The 17,941-nt window shown below is 71.2% G+C and carries 13 protein-coding genes and 1 tRNA gene; 13 read left to right on the top strand and 1 reads right to left on the bottom strand.

The annotated features are described in order from the left end of the window. The first annotated feature begins 7 nt into the window (after positions 1-7). The 6 genes from PFX91_RS14620 to PFX91_RS14595 all read left to right on the top strand — a co-directional run bounded on the left by PFX91_RS14620 (position 8) and on the right by PFX91_RS14595 (position 7,885). On the top strand, positions 8-661 hold the full coding sequence (locus PFX91_RS14620) for a TetR/AcrR family transcriptional regulator (protein ID WP_285732142.1): 654 nt from the start codon (positions 8-10) through the stop codon (positions 659-661). 6 nt (positions 662-667) lie between these two features. Then, entirely contained in the window at positions 668-2,200 is a 1,533-nt protein-coding gene (locus PFX91_RS14615; protein WP_285732140.1) for a glycerol-3-phosphate dehydrogenase/oxidase, read from the top strand. A gap of 222 nt (positions 2,201-2,422) precedes the next feature. Then, the gene (locus PFX91_RS14610; RefSeq protein ID WP_285732138.1) at positions 2,423-2,974 is read left to right on the top strand and encodes an ATP-binding protein; all 552 of its coding nucleotides are present in this window, start codon (positions 2,423-2,425) and stop codon (positions 2,972-2,974) included. A 296-nt stretch (positions 2,975-3,270) separates the two neighbouring features. Continuing rightward, on the top strand, positions 3,271-4,155 hold the full coding sequence (locus tag PFX91_RS14605) for a bile acid:sodium symporter family protein (protein ID WP_285732136.1): 885 nt from the start codon (positions 3,271-3,273) through the stop codon (positions 4,153-4,155). 440 nt (positions 4,156-4,595) lie between these two features. Then, on the top strand, positions 4,596-6,305 hold the full coding sequence (locus tag PFX91_RS14600; protein ID WP_285732134.1) for a serine/threonine-protein kinase: 1,710 nt from the start codon (positions 4,596-4,598) through the stop codon (positions 6,303-6,305). Continuing rightward, positions 6,302-7,885, top strand: a complete 1,584-nt coding sequence (locus tag PFX91_RS14595; protein WP_285732132.1) for a serine/threonine-protein kinase — start codon at positions 6,302-6,304, stop codon at positions 7,883-7,885. The genes PFX91_RS14600 and PFX91_RS14595 overlap by 4 nt, the downstream gene beginning before the upstream one ends. Before the next feature lie 239 nt (positions 7,886-8,124). On the opposite strand, the gene PFX91_RS14590 is transcribed toward PFX91_RS14595, so the two are convergent. After that, positions 8,125-8,196 (bottom strand) — tRNA-Arg (locus PFX91_RS14590). Between the two features lie 129 nt (positions 8,197-8,325). On the opposite strand from PFX91_RS14590, the gene PFX91_RS14585 reads away from it, so the two are divergent. From PFX91_RS14585 to rho, 7 genes are all read left to right on the top strand, one after another. Beyond that, on the top strand, positions 8,326-8,712 hold the full coding sequence (locus PFX91_RS14585; RefSeq protein WP_285732130.1) for a response regulator: 387 nt from the start codon (positions 8,326-8,328) through the stop codon (positions 8,710-8,712). Then, positions 8,709-9,788 carry a DALR anticodon-binding domain-containing protein gene (locus PFX91_RS14580; protein ID WP_285732128.1) on the top strand — a complete coding sequence of 360 codons (1,080 nt, stop codon included), beginning with the start codon at positions 8,709-8,711 and terminating at the stop codon, positions 9,786-9,788. The genes PFX91_RS14585 and PFX91_RS14580 overlap by 4 nt, the downstream gene beginning before the upstream one ends. A gap of 118 nt (positions 9,789-9,906) precedes the next feature. After that, positions 9,907-11,292: a diaminopimelate decarboxylase gene (gene lysA / locus PFX91_RS14575; RefSeq protein WP_285732126.1), complete on the top strand. Its 1,386-nt coding sequence runs from the start codon at positions 9,907-9,909 to the stop codon at positions 11,290-11,292. Between the two features lie 64 nt (positions 11,293-11,356). After that, positions 11,357-12,643, top strand: coding sequence for a homoserine dehydrogenase (locus tag PFX91_RS14570; RefSeq protein ID WP_285732124.1), 1,287 nt, complete (start codon positions 11,357-11,359; stop codon positions 12,641-12,643). Positions 12,644-12,882: 239 nt separating this feature from the next. Then, positions 12,883-13,941, top strand: coding sequence for a threonine synthase (gene thrC / locus PFX91_RS14565; protein WP_285732122.1), 1,059 nt, complete (start codon positions 12,883-12,885; stop codon positions 13,939-13,941). 150 nt (positions 13,942-14,091) lie between these two features. Further along, complete coding sequence (thrB, locus tag PFX91_RS14560; RefSeq protein ID WP_285732314.1) at positions 14,092-15,021, top strand: homoserine kinase; 930 nt, start codon at positions 14,092-14,094, stop codon at positions 15,019-15,021. 439 nt (positions 15,022-15,460) lie between these two features. After that, on the top strand, positions 15,461-17,446 hold the full coding sequence (rho, locus tag PFX91_RS14555) for a transcription termination factor Rho (protein WP_285732120.1): 1,986 nt from the start codon (positions 15,461-15,463) through the stop codon (positions 17,444-17,446). Positions 17,447-17,941 lie beyond the last annotated feature (495 nt).

The following is a 17,941-nucleotide window of genomic DNA, read 5'->3' as shown; positions in this document are numbered from 1 at the left end:
TTTACACATGGCGTCAAAACGTAACGTTGAAGATCGGATCCTGGACGCGACCCGCGCCTGTGTCGAGGCCTTCGGTGTGCGTCGCACGACTCTGACCGACGTCGCACGCCGCGCCGGGGTCAGCAGACCCACGGTGTACCGGCGTTGGCCCGACGCGACCGCGCTGGTGGCGGACCTGCTCACCAGGGAGCTACGGCGGATCCTGGAGGAGGAGGCCTCGGAGGTCGCGGCCGGGGAGAACGTGCGCGAGCGCCTGGTCCGGCACGCGGCGGGGGTGGCGCGCGCCATGCTCGCCCACCCCCTCCTCACCCGGATGGTGGACACCGAACCCGAACTCCTGGCGACCTACACCTTCCACAGGCTGGGGGCCAGCCACCACGCCGCACTGGAGATCGTGGAACCGGTCGTCTCCGAGGGACAGCGGGACGGATCGGTACGAGAGGGCGACCCCGAGACGCTGGCCCGCTTCGTCCTGGTCACCGTCCAGGGCACCGTCACCGCCCGACGCCTGTTCGCCGACGTGCTCGACGAGACCGGACTGATCGACGAACTCACCGCCGCGCTGGACGGCTACCTCGCCGTCCGTCGACCGGACGAACGCCGACGCGCCACCGCTCCCCGCGACCGGACCGACCACCAGACATCGACGAACGGAGCATGACCGCTCATGAGCCCCGCAGTGTCCGCCTCCTCCCTCAACGCCGTACGGCGAGCCACCGACCTCACGGCGCTGGAACGAGACCCCCGCGTGGACGTCCTGGTCGTCGGTGGAGGAGTGACCGGTGCCGGAGTCGCGCTCGACGCCGCCTCGCGCGGACTGTCCACCGTGCTGGTCGAACGCCATGACCTGGCCTTCGGCACCAGCAGGTGGAGCTCCAAGCTCGTGCACGGAGGACTGCGCTACCTGGCCCGTGGACAGGTCGGCATCGCCTACGAGAGCGCCCGCGAACGGGACGTGCTCATGCGGGTGACCGCACCCCACCTCATCCGACCCCTGCCCATGGTCATCCCCGTCCATCGCGGCACCGGGGCGGCGCGCGCCCTGTTCGTGCGCGCCGGGGCGGGACTCGGCGACCTGTTGCGGGTCCTGGCCTCGACCCCGGCGGACGTGCTCCCCCGCTCCCGCCTTCTCAACGCACGCCAGACCCTCCGGCTGCTCCCGGGGGTGGCGCGTCAGGGCCTGCTCGGCGGCATCCTCTCCTTCGACGGGCAACTCGTGGACGACGCCCGACTCGTCGTGGGGCTGGCGCGTACGGCGGCCCGGGAGGGGGCCCGGATCCTCACACGCTGCTCGGCCGAGAACCTCTCCGCCGACGGGGCCGTCCTACGGGACGGGATCACCGGACGGATCCTGCCCCTGCGCCCGCGCGCGATCGTCAACGCCACCGGTGTGCACGCCGACCGACTCGACCCCCATGTGCGACTGCGCCCCAGCAGGGGCAGCCACCTGGTACTGGACGCGGCCACCCTCGGGCACCCGAAGGCCGCGCTCACCGTGCCCGTGGACGGCGCCACCGGCCGGTTCGTGTTCGCCCTGCCCCAGCAGGACGGACGCGTCCTGGCCGGGCTCACCGACGAACCCGTGGACGGAGCCGCCCCGGCCGTCCCCGACGTGCCCGAGGACGACGTGGACTTCCTGCTCGGCCAGTTCAACCGGGCCCTGGAGACCCGGCTGGACAGGGACGACGTCATCGGCGCCTTCGCCGGGCTGCGCCCGCTGGTGTACGGGGCGGGGGACAGCGCCGACCTGTCGCGCGAGCACTCCGTCACGGTCTCCCCCAACGGCGTCGTCACCGTGGTCGGAGGCAAGCTCACCACCTACCGCGCGATGGCCGAGCAGGCCGTGGACACCGCCGTACGCGCTCGCCGCCTGCCCGCGGGCCCCTGCCGGACCCGCTCCCTGCCACTGGTGGGCGCGGCCTCCCCCAAGGAACTCCAGGAGGTGGACGCCCCGCCCCGACTGGTCGCCAGGTACGGCACGGAGGCCCTCCGGGTGCTGGCCGAGGCCGAGGGGGACGCCGCGCGACTCGCCCCGGTCGTACGGGGCGTCACCGGAGCCGAACTCCGGTTCGGGGTCCGTCACGAGGGGGCCATGGACGTCGACGACCTGCTGGACCGGCGTACACGCGTCGGCCTGGTCCCCGCCGAGCGGGCCGGGGCGGAGAGGGCCGCGGAGGAGGCGCTGGCCGCCGTCCGGTGACGGGGCCGGAGCGCCCGGAGAGGCGACCGTGGGCCCGAGGGCCGTGGCGCGCCGGGATTCGAGCGACGTGCCACATCCGGATCCCCTGTCCCCCGGGGAACCGATCGCGTAAGGTCATAGCCGTTCCGTGCCGCCCTCCCCGCAGGCGGCGCCCGAACGCTCCCGCAGCCGCCCCTCGTGGTTCGCCTGCCCGTCCGAACCGCTCCGCCGAAGGAGTTCTTCATGCCCACGCTCGTTTCCGTGCCCGCTCTGGCCAAGGCCAAGGAAGGTGTCCTCGCGGGCGTACCGGACGAGTACCGGCACTACTTCAACGGACGACCGCCGGTTCCGTTCACCAAACGCCACTGGGAGTTCCCCGGTGAACCCGCGAGCGTGCCGCTGGCCCGCGCCTTCCTGGACACCTGTGCGGCCGCTCGGGACGCCGACTACCGGTACGTCTTCTCCCTGCTGGGCACCGAGTTGGCCACCAACGCCATCCGGCACAGTCGCTCGGGAGAGGAGGGCCAGACCTTCGTGTTGCGGGTGACCCGGGTGGCCAACGGCCTCACCCTGGTCTGCCGGGACAACGGCAGACCCACACGCTCCACCTCCGGGGAAGGCCCCCTGAGCGCCGAACCGATGGTGGGGGACCGCCTCACCGCCGAGAACGGCCGGGGACTGGCACTGGTCGACAGCTTCGCCACGGCGTGGGGCGACAACGGGCACCCCAGTATCCGCAAGGTCTGGTTCCACCTCGCCTACGACCTCACCGGCAGCTCCTGGCCCGCCGCCTGAGGGAACGACCTCCGGCGCGGCCGGCCCCGTCTGCGTCAGCGGGACCGGCCGGGGGAGGGGCCGGCTCTTGTCCTCGGGGCTCCGGCATGCCAACATACCGATCAGTACGCACGATGTGACGTGGATCACGGGAGGGCGTGACTCCCTGGTCCCCGAGCCCGCGAGCCCGGGAAGACCGTCCGCGGAGTCACGTCGGCACCGTCACCGGTCCGCGACGGCCGGCCCCTCCGGTCGATGTCCCCCCCGACCTCCGAGTCGCGCGGCCCCACGCGACCCCGTCCCCGAGGTGATCCCCCATGGACTCCACCATCGCCACGATCGCGCTCCCCGCCGCGCTCGCCGTCATCATGTTGGGCCTGGGTCTGAGCCTGACGGTCGACGACTTCGTCCGACTGACCAGGATGCCCGGCACGGTCGCGCTCGTCCTGTGCTGCCAGATCCTCGTCCTGCCCCTGTTCTGCCTCGTCCTGGTACTGCTCTTCCAGCCGCCCCCCGCCCTGGCGGTGGGCATGATGCTGCTGGCCGCGTCCCCGGGCGGGACCACGGCCAGCCTGTACAGCTACCTGTTCAAGGGCAACGTCGCCCTCAACATCTCCCTGACGGCGCTGAACTCCCTCACGGCCATGGTGACCCTGCCCCTGATCACCAACCTGTCGATCGCCTACTTCATGGGCGACGGTGACACGCTCGGACTCCAGGTCGGCAAGGTCCTCCAGGTCTTCGCGGTCATCCTGGTCCCCGTCGTCCTCGGCATGATCGTCAGGGCCAGGGCCGCCTCCTTCGCCCGACGCATGGAAAGGCCCGTCAAGATCGCCTCGATGCTGGTGTTGTTCGGCGTCATCGCCGTCGCCATCCACCAGGAACTGGACAACATCGCCGACTACATCGTGGCCGTGGGTCTGATGGTGCTGTTGTTCAACATCGCCAGTCTCCTCATCGGGTACTGGGCTCCGCGGGCCATCGGCACGGGCCGCCCCGAGGCGATCGCCTCCTGCATGGAGATCGGCCTGCACAACACCACGCTGTCCCTGGCGATCGCGCTCAGCCCCGCGCTCCTCGACAGCACCGAGATGGCCGTCCCCTCCGCCGTGTACGGAGTGCTGATGTTCTTCACGGCGGCGGTCACCGGAGTGCTGCTCACCCGTAGGAGCACCCGACAGGAGACCGCGGTGGTCGGCTGACCCGCCGGCTTGCGCACCGGGAGGGTCCGAGGGGAGGCGGGGGTCTTCCGAAGGCGGGATCGTCGTAGGCGTCGCGCGTCCCGACGGTGTGAACCGGTTCTCCTCCGTCGACCTCCCTTCCCCATGGGCCGACGCCGCCCGGCCCCCGCTTCCCCGAACCTGGGAAGAACGTGAGGTCCTCCCCGCCGGACACGCCAGCCACGACGGGCACGCGGACCCGCCGCGCGAACGTGTCGACGGTGCCACGGGGCACGAGGACGCCATCCTGTACGGGGTCCACCGCGCTCCACGGGCCGTCGGACACCGTCTCCGGGTGGGGGAGGGCGCGCACTCGGCCGAGCCCTCATGTGGCCGTCACGGCGGCGGCCGGTTATGGTCGTAGGCGATCGCCCGTGCCCCGTCTGCGATCTGAACCGATCCCCGCGGCCCTCGGAGCGCACGTGACCTCTCCCGAACCGCCCTTCTCCCCCCTACGGCCACGTGATCCCCGATCCGTCGGCGGCTACCGGACGGTGGGCCGCCTCGGCGCGGGCGGCATGGGCGCGGTGTACGCGGCACGGGACGCCTCGGGCACCCTCGTGGCGGTCAAACTCGTGCACGGAGACCTCGCCGCGGACCCCGAGTTCCGCGTCCGGTTCCACCGGGAGGCCGACCTCGTACGTCGTGTCGTCAGCCCCTGCGTGCCGCGCTTCCTGGCCAGTGACACCGGAGCCGAGCAGCCCTGGTTGGCCACCGAGTACGTCGCCGGACCCACCCTGAGTCAGCACGTTCGCGAGCACGGCCCCCTCACGGGCCCCGGCCTGCGGGCCTTCGCCGTCGGCGTCGCCGAGGCGCTGCGGGCCATCCACGCGGCGGGGATCGTGCACCGCGACCTCAAACCCGGGAACGTGGTCCTGGCCCCCGACGGGCCCAAGGTGCTGGACTTCGGGATCGCCCGGGCCTTGGACGAGACCGCCATCACGCGCACGGGCGGACTGTTCGGCACCCCCGGGTGGGTGGCGCCGGAGCTGTTGCGCGGCGGCCCTCCCACCCCCGCCGCCGACATGTTCGCCTGGGGAGGCCTGGTCGCCTTCGCCGCCACGGGACGGAGCCCGTACGGGAAGGGCTCGGCGGAGACCGTCGCGGTGCGGGTACTGGACGGCCGTCCCGACCTGGACGGGGTACCCGAGGACCTGATGCCTCTGGTGACCGCGGCCACCGGGTCCGACCCCGACCCGCGACCGACCGTCGACCAGGTACTGGAGCGGCTCCTGGGCCGGAGCGCGCCGGACTCCCAGGAGGAGGCCACGGCCCTGGTCACCCAGGTGCTCCGTGAAGGGTGGAAGGCCCCTCCACCGCCCACCGCGGTCGCCGCGACGCGTGTCCCGCCCCCGGTACGGCCACCCGTGAGCCGCCGGAAACGACTGCTGGTCGGAGCCGCCGCCGTGCTGTCGTTGGCGGCGGTGGCCAGTGCCGGGTGGATGTGGGGAAGCGGCGTCGGCGGTCGTGGCCCGGGACCGGAGGCCGTCTCCGAGACCGTGGACGGCACACGGGCGTCGGAGGCCGGGAACGAGGACGGTTCCTCGAACGGCCGGGAGATCGCGACCGAGGTCGTCGGCGACGGACTGCTCACCGTCTACGCGGCCGAACCCGGGGAACTGGGGATCACCCAAGGCTTCGACGGGGTGGGGAACGTACTGCCCGAGGACGTCGAACGCGCCGAGTACGCCATCGCGACGGTCCGCCTCAACACCGTGTACGCGGACTCCGTCGCCCAGCGGGGCATCAAGGTCTTCGGAGAGGTCGAGTACGTCGCCGACAGCGGCGAGTTCACCCTTCACACCGACGACCTCGTGCTGTGGGAGGTCGGCGACGGGCTGGACCCGCTCCCCGAGGACCCGGCCGCCGACGGTCGGCCCGCCCACGTCGCCGACACCGACGAGGTCCTCGCGACCGTCACCCCCGACGCTCCCTCCGCCGAGTTCGAGGTGGTCTTCCCCCGAGCCCCGGAGAGCGGCCTGCTCGGCTACCTGCCCGCTCCCACGGCGCACGGCGAGGACGGAGACAGGGTGCGGGGCTCCTACATGTGCTACATGAACTGGCATCCGCTGCCACCGGTCGACATGGCCGACGAACAGTACGTCCCCTGCCCGGAGGAGCCGCCGGCGTGAGCGACCACCACACCTCCACCAGGCCCACGGCCCCGGGGTTCGCCCCGTTGCGACCGGACGACCCGGACACCCTCGGGGGCTTTCGCATCGTGGGACGGGTCGGCACCGGGGGGATGGGCACCGTCTACGCCGGACGCCCACGGCGGAGAGGGACCGGATACACGGCGATCAAGGTCATCCGGGAGGAACTCACCGGGGACCCCGGTTTCCGTGCCCGGTTCGACCGGGAGATCCGTCTGCTCTCGCGGGTGCGCAGCCGCTCGATCCCGGCCTTCCTCGGAGCGGGGAGGGACGGGGACGGTCCCTGGTTGGCCACCGAACTCGTGCCCGGCCTGTCCCTGTCCGACCACGTCCGACGTCACGGGCCGTTGCCCCCCAACCTCCTCCTCGGCCTGGCCGCCGGGGTCGCGGAGGCCCTGCACGCGGTCCACACGGCCGGTGTGGTGCACCGCGACCTCAAGCCCGGGAACGTCATCCTGGCCCCCGACGGGCCCAAGGTGCTGGACTTCGGGATCGCCCGGGCCCTGGACGAGACCGCGCTCACCCGTACCGGCGGCCTGGTGGGCACCCCCGGATGGATCGCGCCCGAGGTCCTGCGCGGGGCCCCGCCCGCGCCTCCCGCGGACATGTTCGCCTGGGGCGCCCTGGTCGCCTTCGCCGCCACCGGCCGCGCTCCCTTCGGAACGGGTTCCACGGACTCCCTCGCCCACCGGGTGCTGGACCGCGATCCCGACCTGACGGGTGTGCCGGGACACCTCCTCCCGCTGGTGGCCGCCGCACTCGACCGGGACCCCGCGCGTCGGCCCACCGCGGCGCAGGCGGTCGCGGCACTGACCGGTCACCCCGGCGGGGCGGGGGTCGGTGCGGCCGTGGGCGCGCTGCTGGATCGTGAGTGGCGCGGTGTCCACGCCACGCTTCCCGTGTCCGAACCGCGCCGGCTCCCGACCGCGCTCGTGGCCGGGGGAGTCGCCGTCCTGCTCCTCGGGGCGGTGGGCGGCGGAGTCCTGGCGGCCCGTACGCTCGGCCCCGACGGGACCGAGGAGTCGATGACGCCGGTGGGAGGGACGGTGGCGTCCCCGTCGCCGGTGGCCTCGCCGACGGAGACGGAGGAGGACTCCGAACCGGAGTGGGTGAGGCCCGAACCCACCCCCTTCGACACCAACGCCGAGTGGTTGGCCGAGGTGATCACCTCACCCGACGGTCATCCGACCTTCCAGACCACTCCGGACACCTACGAGACGTTGACCTACCTGTCCTTCTCCGACGTCGAGGCGACCCCCGAGGGAGTGCGGTTCACCCTCACCGTGGAGAACCTGGTCGAGGGGCACGACGTCAGGGACCTGCTCACCGTCACCACGCCCGAAAGGCCGATCGGCCCGGACGGGGCCGGCACGGCTCCCCCCGCCATCGGTGACGAACTCGCCCTGACCTTCCCCGGTGCGCCCGAGCGGGGACTGCTCACCTTCGGGGACCCGGACCACGTACCGGGGGTCTCGGGCTTCCCGCCGGTCAGCCAGTGCTACGACGCCGAGGCCGGGACCCTGTCCGTGGACTACGAGGATTGTGACCAGGGAGGATGACCATGCCCGAGCTGCGTGACGACAGTGACGCCGGAGTCACTGTCGACCGTCGGTGGTGACGCTGGGCGCACTCTCGACCCTCGGCGGTGCCACTGGCGCCACTGTCACCGGTGCTCCCCCCGCGCACGCGGGCGGATCGCGGGCCGGGACGGAAGGCGACGGGCCAAGAAACACGAAAGGCACCCCGCAGGGTGCCGTATCGCCTGTTCAGACCGGCGATGCCGCCGCTCCGACTCCTGCGCCCTCTGCAGGATTCGAACCTGCGCACACGGCTCCGGAGGCCGTTGCTCTATCCCCTGAGCTAAGAGGGCTGGCTTGCGAGAACAACTGTAGCAGGGGCGTCGCGCCCTTCGTCCACTCGTCGCCCGCACACCGACAGAGGGCGCCGATACCCGCAAAGCGGTGGTGCCCCGTCCTCTCCCCCCGGTAGTGTCGCGCCCGTGAACGCCCTACCCACACGGGTTCTCGTCGTCGAGGACGACGAGGTCATCCGGGAACTCATCCGCCTGAACCTCGAACTGGAGGGGTTCGAGGTGTTCACGGCCGTGGACGGGCAGGACTGCCTCGACAGGGCCGCGCACATCGACCCCCACGTGGTCACGCTGGACGTGATGATGCCGCGCATGGACGGCTGGACGGCCGCCGAACGGCTGCGCGCCGACGCCCGCACCCGTGACCGGCCCATCATCCTGGTCACCGCGCGAACGCAGGAGGAGGACCATCGGCGCGGGGAGCGCATCGGCGTGGACGCCTACCTCACCAAACCCTTCGATCCCGACGTGCTCGTCGACGTCATACGCGACCTGGTCGCCGGGGGGCGGGAGTGAACCCCGGACGTATGGAGGCCCTCGTCCGTGAGGCCGCGGTACGGGCCTTCGGCCTGTCCGCCGACGCGGTCCCGTTCGTGTGGCCCCGCAGCGACCACGCGGGGGAGGGCGCCGACGCGGCCACCGCGCTGCCGCCCCGCCTCGCCGGGGCCCTGGCCGACCGTCTCCCTCCTCCCCGCAGTGGCCATCGCACCGCGGCCGCCACCCGGATCGCCGAACGACTGTCGGACATGCGCGACGAAGGTGCGGTGGACTTCGACCGTGTCTTCGTCGACGGTCGCGGCTTCCTCAACATCACTCTCACCGCTCGGCAGCGCGAGGCCCTGCTCACCGAGGCCGCCGACGGTCCCCGCTACCTCACCGGACGTGCCTGGGACGGCGCGGGGACCTGGCCGATCTCGGCCCTGCACGAGGCCGGACCGGTGGCGCAGGCCCGCAGGCTCGCTCGGGCCGACGCCCGTGCCCGCCTTCTCCTGGCCTTCGGCCCGCAGCCCCCGCCGCCCGGCCCCGACGGGGCCTCCTGGCGTGACCCCTACCTGGACGGGGACCACCGGGAACTGATCACGCCCGCGGCCCGTGCCCTGGGGGCGATCGGCGAGGACAGCGCCCGCGTCGCCTTCTGCCGCTCGGTGCCCGAACGTCCCCGCGACACCGAGACCACGGGACGCGACCTGCCGGTGCTGCCCTCCGCCGAGTATCCCGGCGCCTGGGCCCGTCTGACCGACGCCAACCCCGCCTTCCGGCTGCGCTACGCCCACGCGCACGCGGTCAGCATGCTCCGCTGGGCCACCGAGGGCGCCCCGACGCACACGGCCTGCCCCGGGCACACCGATCCCGTCCGGGGTCTGCTCTTCGACGGTCCCAGCGTCCTGGACACGGCCGCGCGCCGAGAGGAACCCCATATCCTGGTCCGCTACCTGGAGGCACTGGCGAGTGCCTACGATGAATGGCGGACGTGTCCCGTCTCGGTCCCCGCGGAGCGGACCACCGCGGAACCGGTCCTGCCCGCCGCCGTCGCCGGAGTCCTCAGAACAGGGCTCTTCCTGCTCGGGGTGTCAGCGCCCACAAGGCTGTAGACGCCCAGGGCCGCACGCGGTGGAGTTCACCCGACCCTCCCGTCCCGATCGGTTTGATGGACAATAGGCAGGGGACGCCGCAGACCCGCACAGCCGTACATCCAGTCGAAAGCCCATCATGAGCCGCTATGCCCACCCCGCCGGTTCCCGCCACGCGGAGATCCTGCCGGAGGACAACCCGCCGCTGCCGCCCGAGGACCTCAACGATCTCGACGCCCGGGTGTGGCCGGCCACCGCGCGTCGCGCCGACGGCGAACTCACCGTCGGCGGCGTCGGCGTGCGTGAACTCGCGGCCGTTCACGGCACGCCCCTCTTCGTCATGGACGAGGAGGACTTCCGTGGCCGTGCGCGCGACTACCGCACCGCCTTCTCCGACGCCGACGTCTACTACGCGGGCAAGGCCCTGCTGACCAAGGCCGTCGCACGCTGGGTCATGGAGGAGGGCCTCAAGCTGGACGTGTGTTCGGGGGGCGAACTCACCGTCGCGCTGGCCGCCGGGTTCCCCGCCGAGCGCATCGGCATGCACGGCAACAACAAGTCCACTGCCGAGCTGCGCCGCGCCGTCGAGGTGGGGGTGGGTCGTATCATCGTCGACTCCCTCGACGAGATCGGGCGCCTCGAAGCCATCGCCGCCGACCTCGACGCCCGCCCCAAGGTCCTCGTCCGCGTCACCACCGGTGTGGAGGCCCACACCCACGAGTTCGTCGCCACCGCGCACGACGACCAGAAGTTCGGCTTCGCGCTGAGCACCGGAGCCGCGGCCGAGGCCGTACGGCGGGTACTGGACTCCCCCCGACTGGAACTGGTCGGACTGCACTCGCACATCGGCTCGCAGATCTTCGACACCTCCGGTTTCGAGGTCGCGGCCCGTCGCGTCACCCGGTTCCTCGCGGGGATCCACCAGGAGCAGGGCGTCACCCTGGACGAACTCGACCTCGGCGGAGGTCTGGGCATCGCCTACACCTCCGGCGACGACCCGCTCGACCCCAAGACCATCGCCGAGAGCCTCACCTCCATCGTGCACCGCGAGTGCGGGGACGCCGGGCTTCCCGTACCGCGCATCGCGGTGGAGCCCGGACGCGCCATCGCCGGTCCGGCCGGGATCACCCTCTACGAGGTCGGTACCGTCAAGGACGTCGAGGGCATCCGGACCTACGTCAGTGTCGACGGCGGAATGAGCGACAACATCCGCACCGCCCTGTACGGCTCGGAGTACACCAGCCAGTTGGTCTCGCGTGAGAGCGACGCCGAGCCCATGCTCTCCCGGCTGGTGGGCAAGCACTGCGAGAGCGGCGACATCATCGTGAACGACCTGTATCTGCCCGCCGACCTGCGGCCGGGTGACCTGGTGGCGGTCGCCGCCACCGGCGCCTACTGCTATTCCATGGCGAGCAACTACAACCACCTGCCCCGACCGGCCATGGTCGCCGTCCACGGTGGAAGCGCCCGTGTCATCGTGCGTAGGGAGAGCGAGGAGGACCTGCTCCGCCTCGACGTCGGCTAACAGTCCTCCACGGCGGCGCCGCCGCCCCAAGACAGGACACGAGAGAAGTGGGAGTCATGCCCAAATGGCGATGAAGGTGGCGCTGCTCGGATGCGGCGTGGTGGGTACGGAAGTCGTTCGCCTGGTCGATGAGCAGTCCGAGGAACTGGCCGCGCGGGTGGGCACGCCGATCGAGATCGGCGGTATCGCGGTGCGCCGCCTCGACCGCGACCGCGGTGTCGATCCGGAGCTGCTGACCACCGACGCCACGGCCCTGGCCACGCGTCCCGACATCGACGTGGTCGTGGAGGTCATCGGTGGCATCGAACCGGCCCGTTCGCTGATCCTCGCCGCCATCAAGGCGGGCAAGTCCGTGGTCACGGCCAACAAGGCGCTGCTGGCGGAGGACGGGCAGACCCTGCACGCCGCCGCCCGTGAGGCCGGTGTGGACCTGTACTACGAGGCCTCGGTCGCGGGGGCCATCCCGCTGCTGCGTCCTCTGCGCGACTCCCTCGCCGGGGACAGGGTCGACCGTGTCCTGGGCATCGTCAACGGCACCACGAACTACATCCTCGACCGGATGGACTCGCTGGGTGCGGGGTTCACCGAATCCCTGGAGGAGGCACAGGCGCTCGGGTACGCCGAGGCCGACCCCACCGCCGACGTGGAGGGTTTCGACGCCGCCGCCAAGGCCGCGATCCTGGCTCGACTGGCCTTCCACACCCAGCGGGTGACCGCCGCCGACGTGCACCGCGAGGGCATCACCAACGTGTCCGCCGGCGACATCGCCAGCGCCCGCGCGATGGGTTGCGTGGTCAAGCTCCTGGCCATCTGCCAGCGCTCGCAGGACGGGGAGTCGGTGGGCGTGCGCGTCCATCCGGTGATGCTCCCGGTGGAGCACCCGCTGGCCGGTGTCAAGGAGGCCTACAACGCGGTGTTCGTGGAGGCCGAGTCCGCGGGGCGCCTGATGTTCTACGGGGCCGGCGCCGGAGGCACCCCCACCGCGAGCGCCGTTCTGGGGGACCTGGTCGCGGTGGCGCGCAACCGGCTCGCCGACACCTCCGTCGCCGAGGGCGGGCACGACACCGGGCTGCCGGTGCACGACATGGGCCAGACCATCACCAGCTACCACGTGGCGCTGGACGTGGCCGACCGTCCCGGTGTGCTCTCCAAGGTCGCCGAGATCTTCGCCGACCACGGGGTCTCCATCAAGAACGTGCGTCAGGAGGGCAGCGGGGACGACGCCCAGCTGGTGCTGGTCAGCCACCCCGCGTCGGACGCCGCGCTCAGCGCCACGGTCGAGGAACTGCGTACGCACGACATGGTGCGCGAAGTGGCCAGTGTGATGCGTGTGGAGGACTTCGCCCACTGAGCGACCGCAGCGGGCCCCGGTGCCCATGGGCCGCGTGGACGCCGCGCGGCCCACGGCTCATCCGCGGATATCCCACATGACGAGACATAAAAGACCGCGATTCGAGATCGCCGCGGTGGGGTCATAGACTCGTGGCTGGTGGGAGCGGCGGGGACGTCATGGCGCTACCCGGCCGACCCACCGCGTCCACCGCGCGTCAATCGAAGCCGCACCCACCCGAAAGGGACACAGTTGTGAGCATGGCACGGGCGTGGCGAGGCATCGTCGAGGAGTACCGCGACCGCCTCCCCGTCAACGAGAACACCCCCGTTGTCACCCTCCAGGAGGGCGGCACGCCCCTGCTGCCCGCCACGCGCGTTTCCGAGCTCACGGGCTGTGAGGTCTTCCTCAAGGTCGAGGGACTCAACCCCACCGGCTCCTTCAAGGACCGGGGGATGACCATGGCCATCACCAAGGCCGCGGAGGACGGCGCCAAGGCGGTCATCTGCGCCTCCACGGGGAACACCAGCGCCAGCGCCGCCGCCTACGCCATCCGGGCGGGCATGACCTGTGCCGTACTGGTCCCCCAGGGCAAGATCGCCATGGGCAAGCTCGCCCAGGCCCTCGTGCACGGGGCCCGCCTCCTCCAGGTCGACGGCAACTTCGACGACTGTCTGGAACTGGCGCGCAAACTCAGCGTCGACTACCCGGTCGCGCTGGTGAACTCCGTCAACCCTTACCGTCTCCAGGGGCAGAAGACCGCCGCCTTCGAGATCGTCGACGCGCTCGGCGACGCCCCCGACGTCCACTGCATCCCCGTGGGCAACGCGGGCAACATCACCGCCTACTGGATGGGGTACACCGAGTACTCCAGAGACGGGATCACCACCCGTAACCCGCGCATGTTCGGTTTCCAGGCCAGTGGCGCCGCGCCCATCGTCGACGGCGCCCCCGTCACCAGCCCGAGCACCATCGCCACCGCGATCCGCATCGGCAATCCCGCCTCCTGGAAACTCGCCGAGCAGGCGCGCGACGAGTCCGACGGCCACATCGACAAGGTCACCGACCGCCAGATCATGGCCGCCTACAAGCTCCTCGCCGCGGAGGAGGGCGTGTTCGTCGAACTGGCCTCCGCCGCCAGCGTGGCGGGGCTGTTGCGGGCGGTCGAGGCGGGACGGGTCCAGCGCGGTAGCCGTGTGGTGTGCACCGTCACCGGCAACGGACTCAAGGACCCCGACTGGGCACTGGCCGGAGCCTCCTCCGCCATCACGGTGCCGGTGGACGCCCAGGCCGCGGCCGAGGCCCTCGGCCTCGTCTGACGTCTCCGCGCGGTCCGATCCGCCTGTCCCCGGGACGCCTCGAAAGCGTCGGGGGCGGGCCGGCTCCGGACGAGCGCGGGGAGCTTCGGCCTCCGAGTCCCAGAACAGACAGGGAAAGAGCACACCGTGACATCATCACGCCCTACCCGGGTGTCCTTTCTCACCCCCGCCACCAGCGCCAACCTCGGTCCCGGCTTCGACGCCCTCGGGCTGGCGCTGGGGCTGTACAACGAGTTCGAGGCCCGTCTGCGCGACGACGACGAACTCCGTGTGCGGGTCGAGGGGCGGGGCGCCGGGAAGGTACCGCTCGACGGACGTCACCTCGTCGTGCGCGCCATGCGCGAGACCTTCGCCAGGGCCGGTGAGAAGCTGCCCGGACTCGACCTGGACTGCGTCGACAACGTCCCGTACTCCAGTGGGCTCGGCTCCTCCTCCTCGGCGATCGTCGGCGGGGTGGCGGCCGCGAGCGCGCTGCTGGGGCGTACCGGCCCCGACGGAGGGCCGGACCGCGACTGGATCTACCAGGTCGCCGCCGACATGGAGGGTCACCCCGACAACGTGGCTCCGTGTGTCTACGGCGGATACACCGTCGCCTACCGCCAGGCCGACCGTTGGGAGGCGCTGTCCCTGCCTCCGGACCCCAGGATCCTGCCGGTGTTGTGCGTCCCCTCATGGGGCCTGTCCACCGAGCGGGCCCGCGATCTGCTGCCGGATCGGGTCCCCCACGTCGACGCGGCGTTCAACGCGGGCCGCGCCGCGCTGATGACCGCGGCCGTTTGTGGCCACCCCGAGGCCCTGTACGCGGCCACCGAGGATCGGCTACACGAGTCCTACCGGGAAGCGGCCATGCCGCGTACCCTGGAACTCGTTCGCGACCTGCGCGCGTACGAGGGACTGCCCGCGGTGGTCTCCGGAGCGGGGCCCACGGTGCTGGTCCTGTGTTCGTCGGAGGGGGGCGTGGAATCGCCGGAAATCAGCCGACAGGTTGATTTGATTCGTCGGAGGGCGGGTAAGAACTGGGACGTACGCCCCCTACCCGTGGATCCGGTCGGGGTGCGGTCCCCATCTCCCCATTCGTAGCATCTGTGTCGAGGAATAGCTGTGGCCTCCGGTGATGTTAGGCTAGGTGAAGCACCAGATGCCCCATTGCGGGGCGAGTGCTCATCCGCCACAGCGGTCTCCGCGTCTCCATACTCCGGTGGTCCGGTCCCACGACCACTCGGAAGCGGCGGCCAACGTGTCGAGTCAGCGGTTCTTCCGCGACTGTGCCAACGTCATCGCAGCCCGCTCCTCCTCGGATGAGCGTGTATCCACGATCGACGGGCAACACCACAGAGCCATCCGCCCCGACGTCTGGCTGTACCCAGAGTCCGCCGCGATTGGGTAGGGGACCGTCTTCGACGCCGGTTCCGACATCCACGTGGGGCACGCCCTACCCGGCCCTGCCGGTTCGCACCATCGGGCAGGCCGCTCCAGCACAAGCTGACGGCCGAAGCCCGCTCCTTGGGAAGGACCCTTAGTGAGCGACACCACCGAACTCCGAACGGACGCGGCGGTCGACAGCCAAAACACCACCGGCGCCTCCGAAGCGGAGGCTCGCGACGCTGCGTCGACAAGCGCGCCGTCGCGGTCCCGCGCGGCGTCGCGCGGTACCGGACTGGCGGCTCTGAAGCTCCCCGAGCTACAGAAACTCGCCACCAGCCTGGGAATCACCGGTACGGGGCGCATGCGCAAGAGCGACGTCATCGCCGCCATCGAGGCCAAACAGGGCGGCCCCGTCAGTGGTCCGACGAAGACCAGATCGGCAAAGGGCACCGAGACGGCGCCCAAGGCCGATAAGGTCGAGACCACCGGTGGCCGGACCGAGGCCCAGACCCCTGACGCGTCGGGTAAGGACGGGGCCCCTCAGGGGAGCGCGGTCGAGCAGCCGTCGGACCAGGCCGTGACCGACTCCCAGGGTGGGCGGGACGACAAGCAGTCCCGTGGTCGGCGCTCGTCCCGCAGACGCGGAGACGAGACCGGTGAACAGCCCCGATCGTTGGACGGCGCCGAATCTTCTACCTCCGCGAGCAGCGTGACCAAAACATCCAGTACCCCCCAGAAGAACGGCTCCGACTCCGCTGAGGACCGTGACAACAGGTCCGGGCAGGGGCGCGAGCGACAGCGCAACCGCCGCAACCGCAACCGAAGCGGCGACGACCAGAGCACCGGAGGCAACGCCCAGCAGAACAACGGGCCGAGCCAGAACCGGAGCTCGGGAGGAGACGACGACGACTTCGGAGGCGGTCGCCGACGCGGCCGTCGCCGGGACCGACGGGAGCGTCGCGGACGCGGCGGCGGTCAGGAGACCGAGCCGGTGATCGGCGAGGACGACGTCCTGCTGCCGGTCGCGGGCATCCTGGACATCCTCGACAACTACGCCTTCGTGCGCACCACCGGCTACCTGCCCGGGCCGAGCGACGTCTACGTCTCCCTGGCCCAGGTCCGTAAGCACGGCCTGCGCAAGGGCGACCACATCATCGGCGCGGTCCGTCAACCGCGCGAGGGCGAGCGGCGCGAGAAGTTCAACGCCCTGGTGCGTCTGGACTCGGTCAACGGCATGTCGCCCGACCAGGCCAAGGGCCGTCAGGAGTTCTCCAAGCTCGTCCCGCTCTACCCGCAGGAGCGACTGCGTCTGGAGACCGAGCCGCACATCCTCACCACGCGCATCATCGATCTGGTGGCGCCCATCGGCAAGGGGCAGCGTGGTCTCATCGTCTCGCCGCCCAAGGCGGGCAAGACGATGGTGGTGCAGGCGATCGCCAACGCCATCACCGAGAACAACCCCGAGTGCTACCTGATGGTGATCCTGGTCGACGAGCGACCCGAGGAAGTCACCGACATGCAGCGCACGGTCAAGGGCGAGGTCATCCACTCGACCTTCGACCGCCCGGCCGAGGACCACACGGTCGTCGCCGACCTGGCCATCGAGCGGGCCAAGCGGCTCGTGGAGATGGGCATGGACGTCGTCGTCCTGCTGGACTCCATCACGCGTCTGGGCCGCGCCTACAACCTGGCCGCCCCGGCCAGCGGGCGCATCATGTCCGGTGGTGTGGACTCCACCGCCCTCTACCCGCCCAAGCGCTTCTTCGGCGCGGCCCGCAACATCGAGGGCGGCGGCTCGCTGACCATCCTGGCGACCGCGCTGGTGGAGACCGGTTCGCGCGCCGACGAGGTGATCTTCGAGGAGTTCAAGGGCACCGGCAACATGGAGCTCAAGCTCAACCGGAGCCTGGCGGACAAGAGGATCTTCCCGGCCGTCGACGTGGACGCCTCCAGCACCCGTAAGGAGGAGATCCTCATGTCGGCGGAGGAGCTCAACGTGGTCTGGAAGCTGCGTCGGGTGCTGCACGCCCTCGACACCCAGCAGGCGATCGAACTGTTGCTGGACAAGATGCGCGAGTCCAAGAGCAACGTCGAGTTCCTGCGTCAGGTGCAGACGACCACCGTGGGACCCGAGCGCTAGTACGCCTCACACGGACGATCGGCCCCCTTCCCGTACGGGAAGGGGGCCTCGTCGTGTCCGCGGACACTCCCGCGGAAGCCGAGCACGCGTGATCCGGTGTTCTCCGAACGGGGGGAGAGGGGACCGCGGAGCACGGAAAAGGCCATGAGCGTGTCGTGGGTCACAGGCAAGGGCGGGCGTCCACACGTGCGAGACGGCTCCCGGCCACGTCCGGCCCGGGAAAGGGATCTCCGGGGGAGTGGTCCCCTCCCCGCGGGTCTCCTCGCGGTGCTGGTGGGGACCGTCTCGCACATCGGCGCGCGGGCGAGGCGGGCCGCCATCGTGGCAGGTCGACGGCCTCGCGCCGTCTCACCGGGCGGAAACGTGACGAGGAGGAGGGAAGAGGTACTGGTCCCGGCATCGTCGTGTGTCTGGCAAACTGGTAATGAGGGCTGGTCCGCCCCCGCTTCGAGGGGACCGCCATCCCGTTGCCTGGATCGCCGCGGCACCGGTTCG

It is taken from the genome of Nocardiopsis sp. ATB16-24 (assembly GCF_030271535.1).
Classification (GTDB): Bacteria; Actinomycetota; Actinomycetes; order Streptosporangiales; family Streptosporangiaceae; genus Nocardiopsis.
The sequence above is the reverse complement of the archived record's forward strand: the minus strand, read 5'-3'. Positions and strand labels throughout refer to the sequence as shown.

Bases quoted from the DNA above. Each gene is read 5' to 3' on its own strand.
- PFX91_RS14620 (WP_285732142.1), top strand. From the start codon at position 8: ATGGCGTCAAAACGTAACGTTGAAGATCGGATCCTGGACGCGACCCGC.
- PFX91_RS14570 (WP_285732124.1), top strand. From the start codon at position 11,357: ATGGCGATGAAGGTGGCGCTGCTCGGATGCGGCGTGGTGGGTACGGAA.
- PFX91_RS14605 (WP_285732136.1), top strand. From the start codon at position 3,271: ATGGACTCCACCATCGCCACGATCGCGCTCCCCGCCGCGCTCGCCGTC.
- PFX91_RS14615 (WP_285732140.1), top strand. From the start codon at position 668: ATGAGCCCCGCAGTGTCCGCCTCCTCCCTCAACGCCGTACGGCGAGCC.
- lysA (WP_285732126.1), top strand. From the start codon at position 9,907: ATGAGCCGCTATGCCCACCCCGCCGGTTCCCGCCACGCGGAGATCCTG.
- PFX91_RS14610 (WP_285732138.1), top strand. From the start codon at position 2,423: ATGCCCACGCTCGTTTCCGTGCCCGCTCTGGCCAAGGCCAAGGAAGGT.
- thrC (WP_285732122.1), top strand. From the start codon at position 12,883: ATGGCACGGGCGTGGCGAGGCATCGTCGAGGAGTACCGCGACCGCCTC.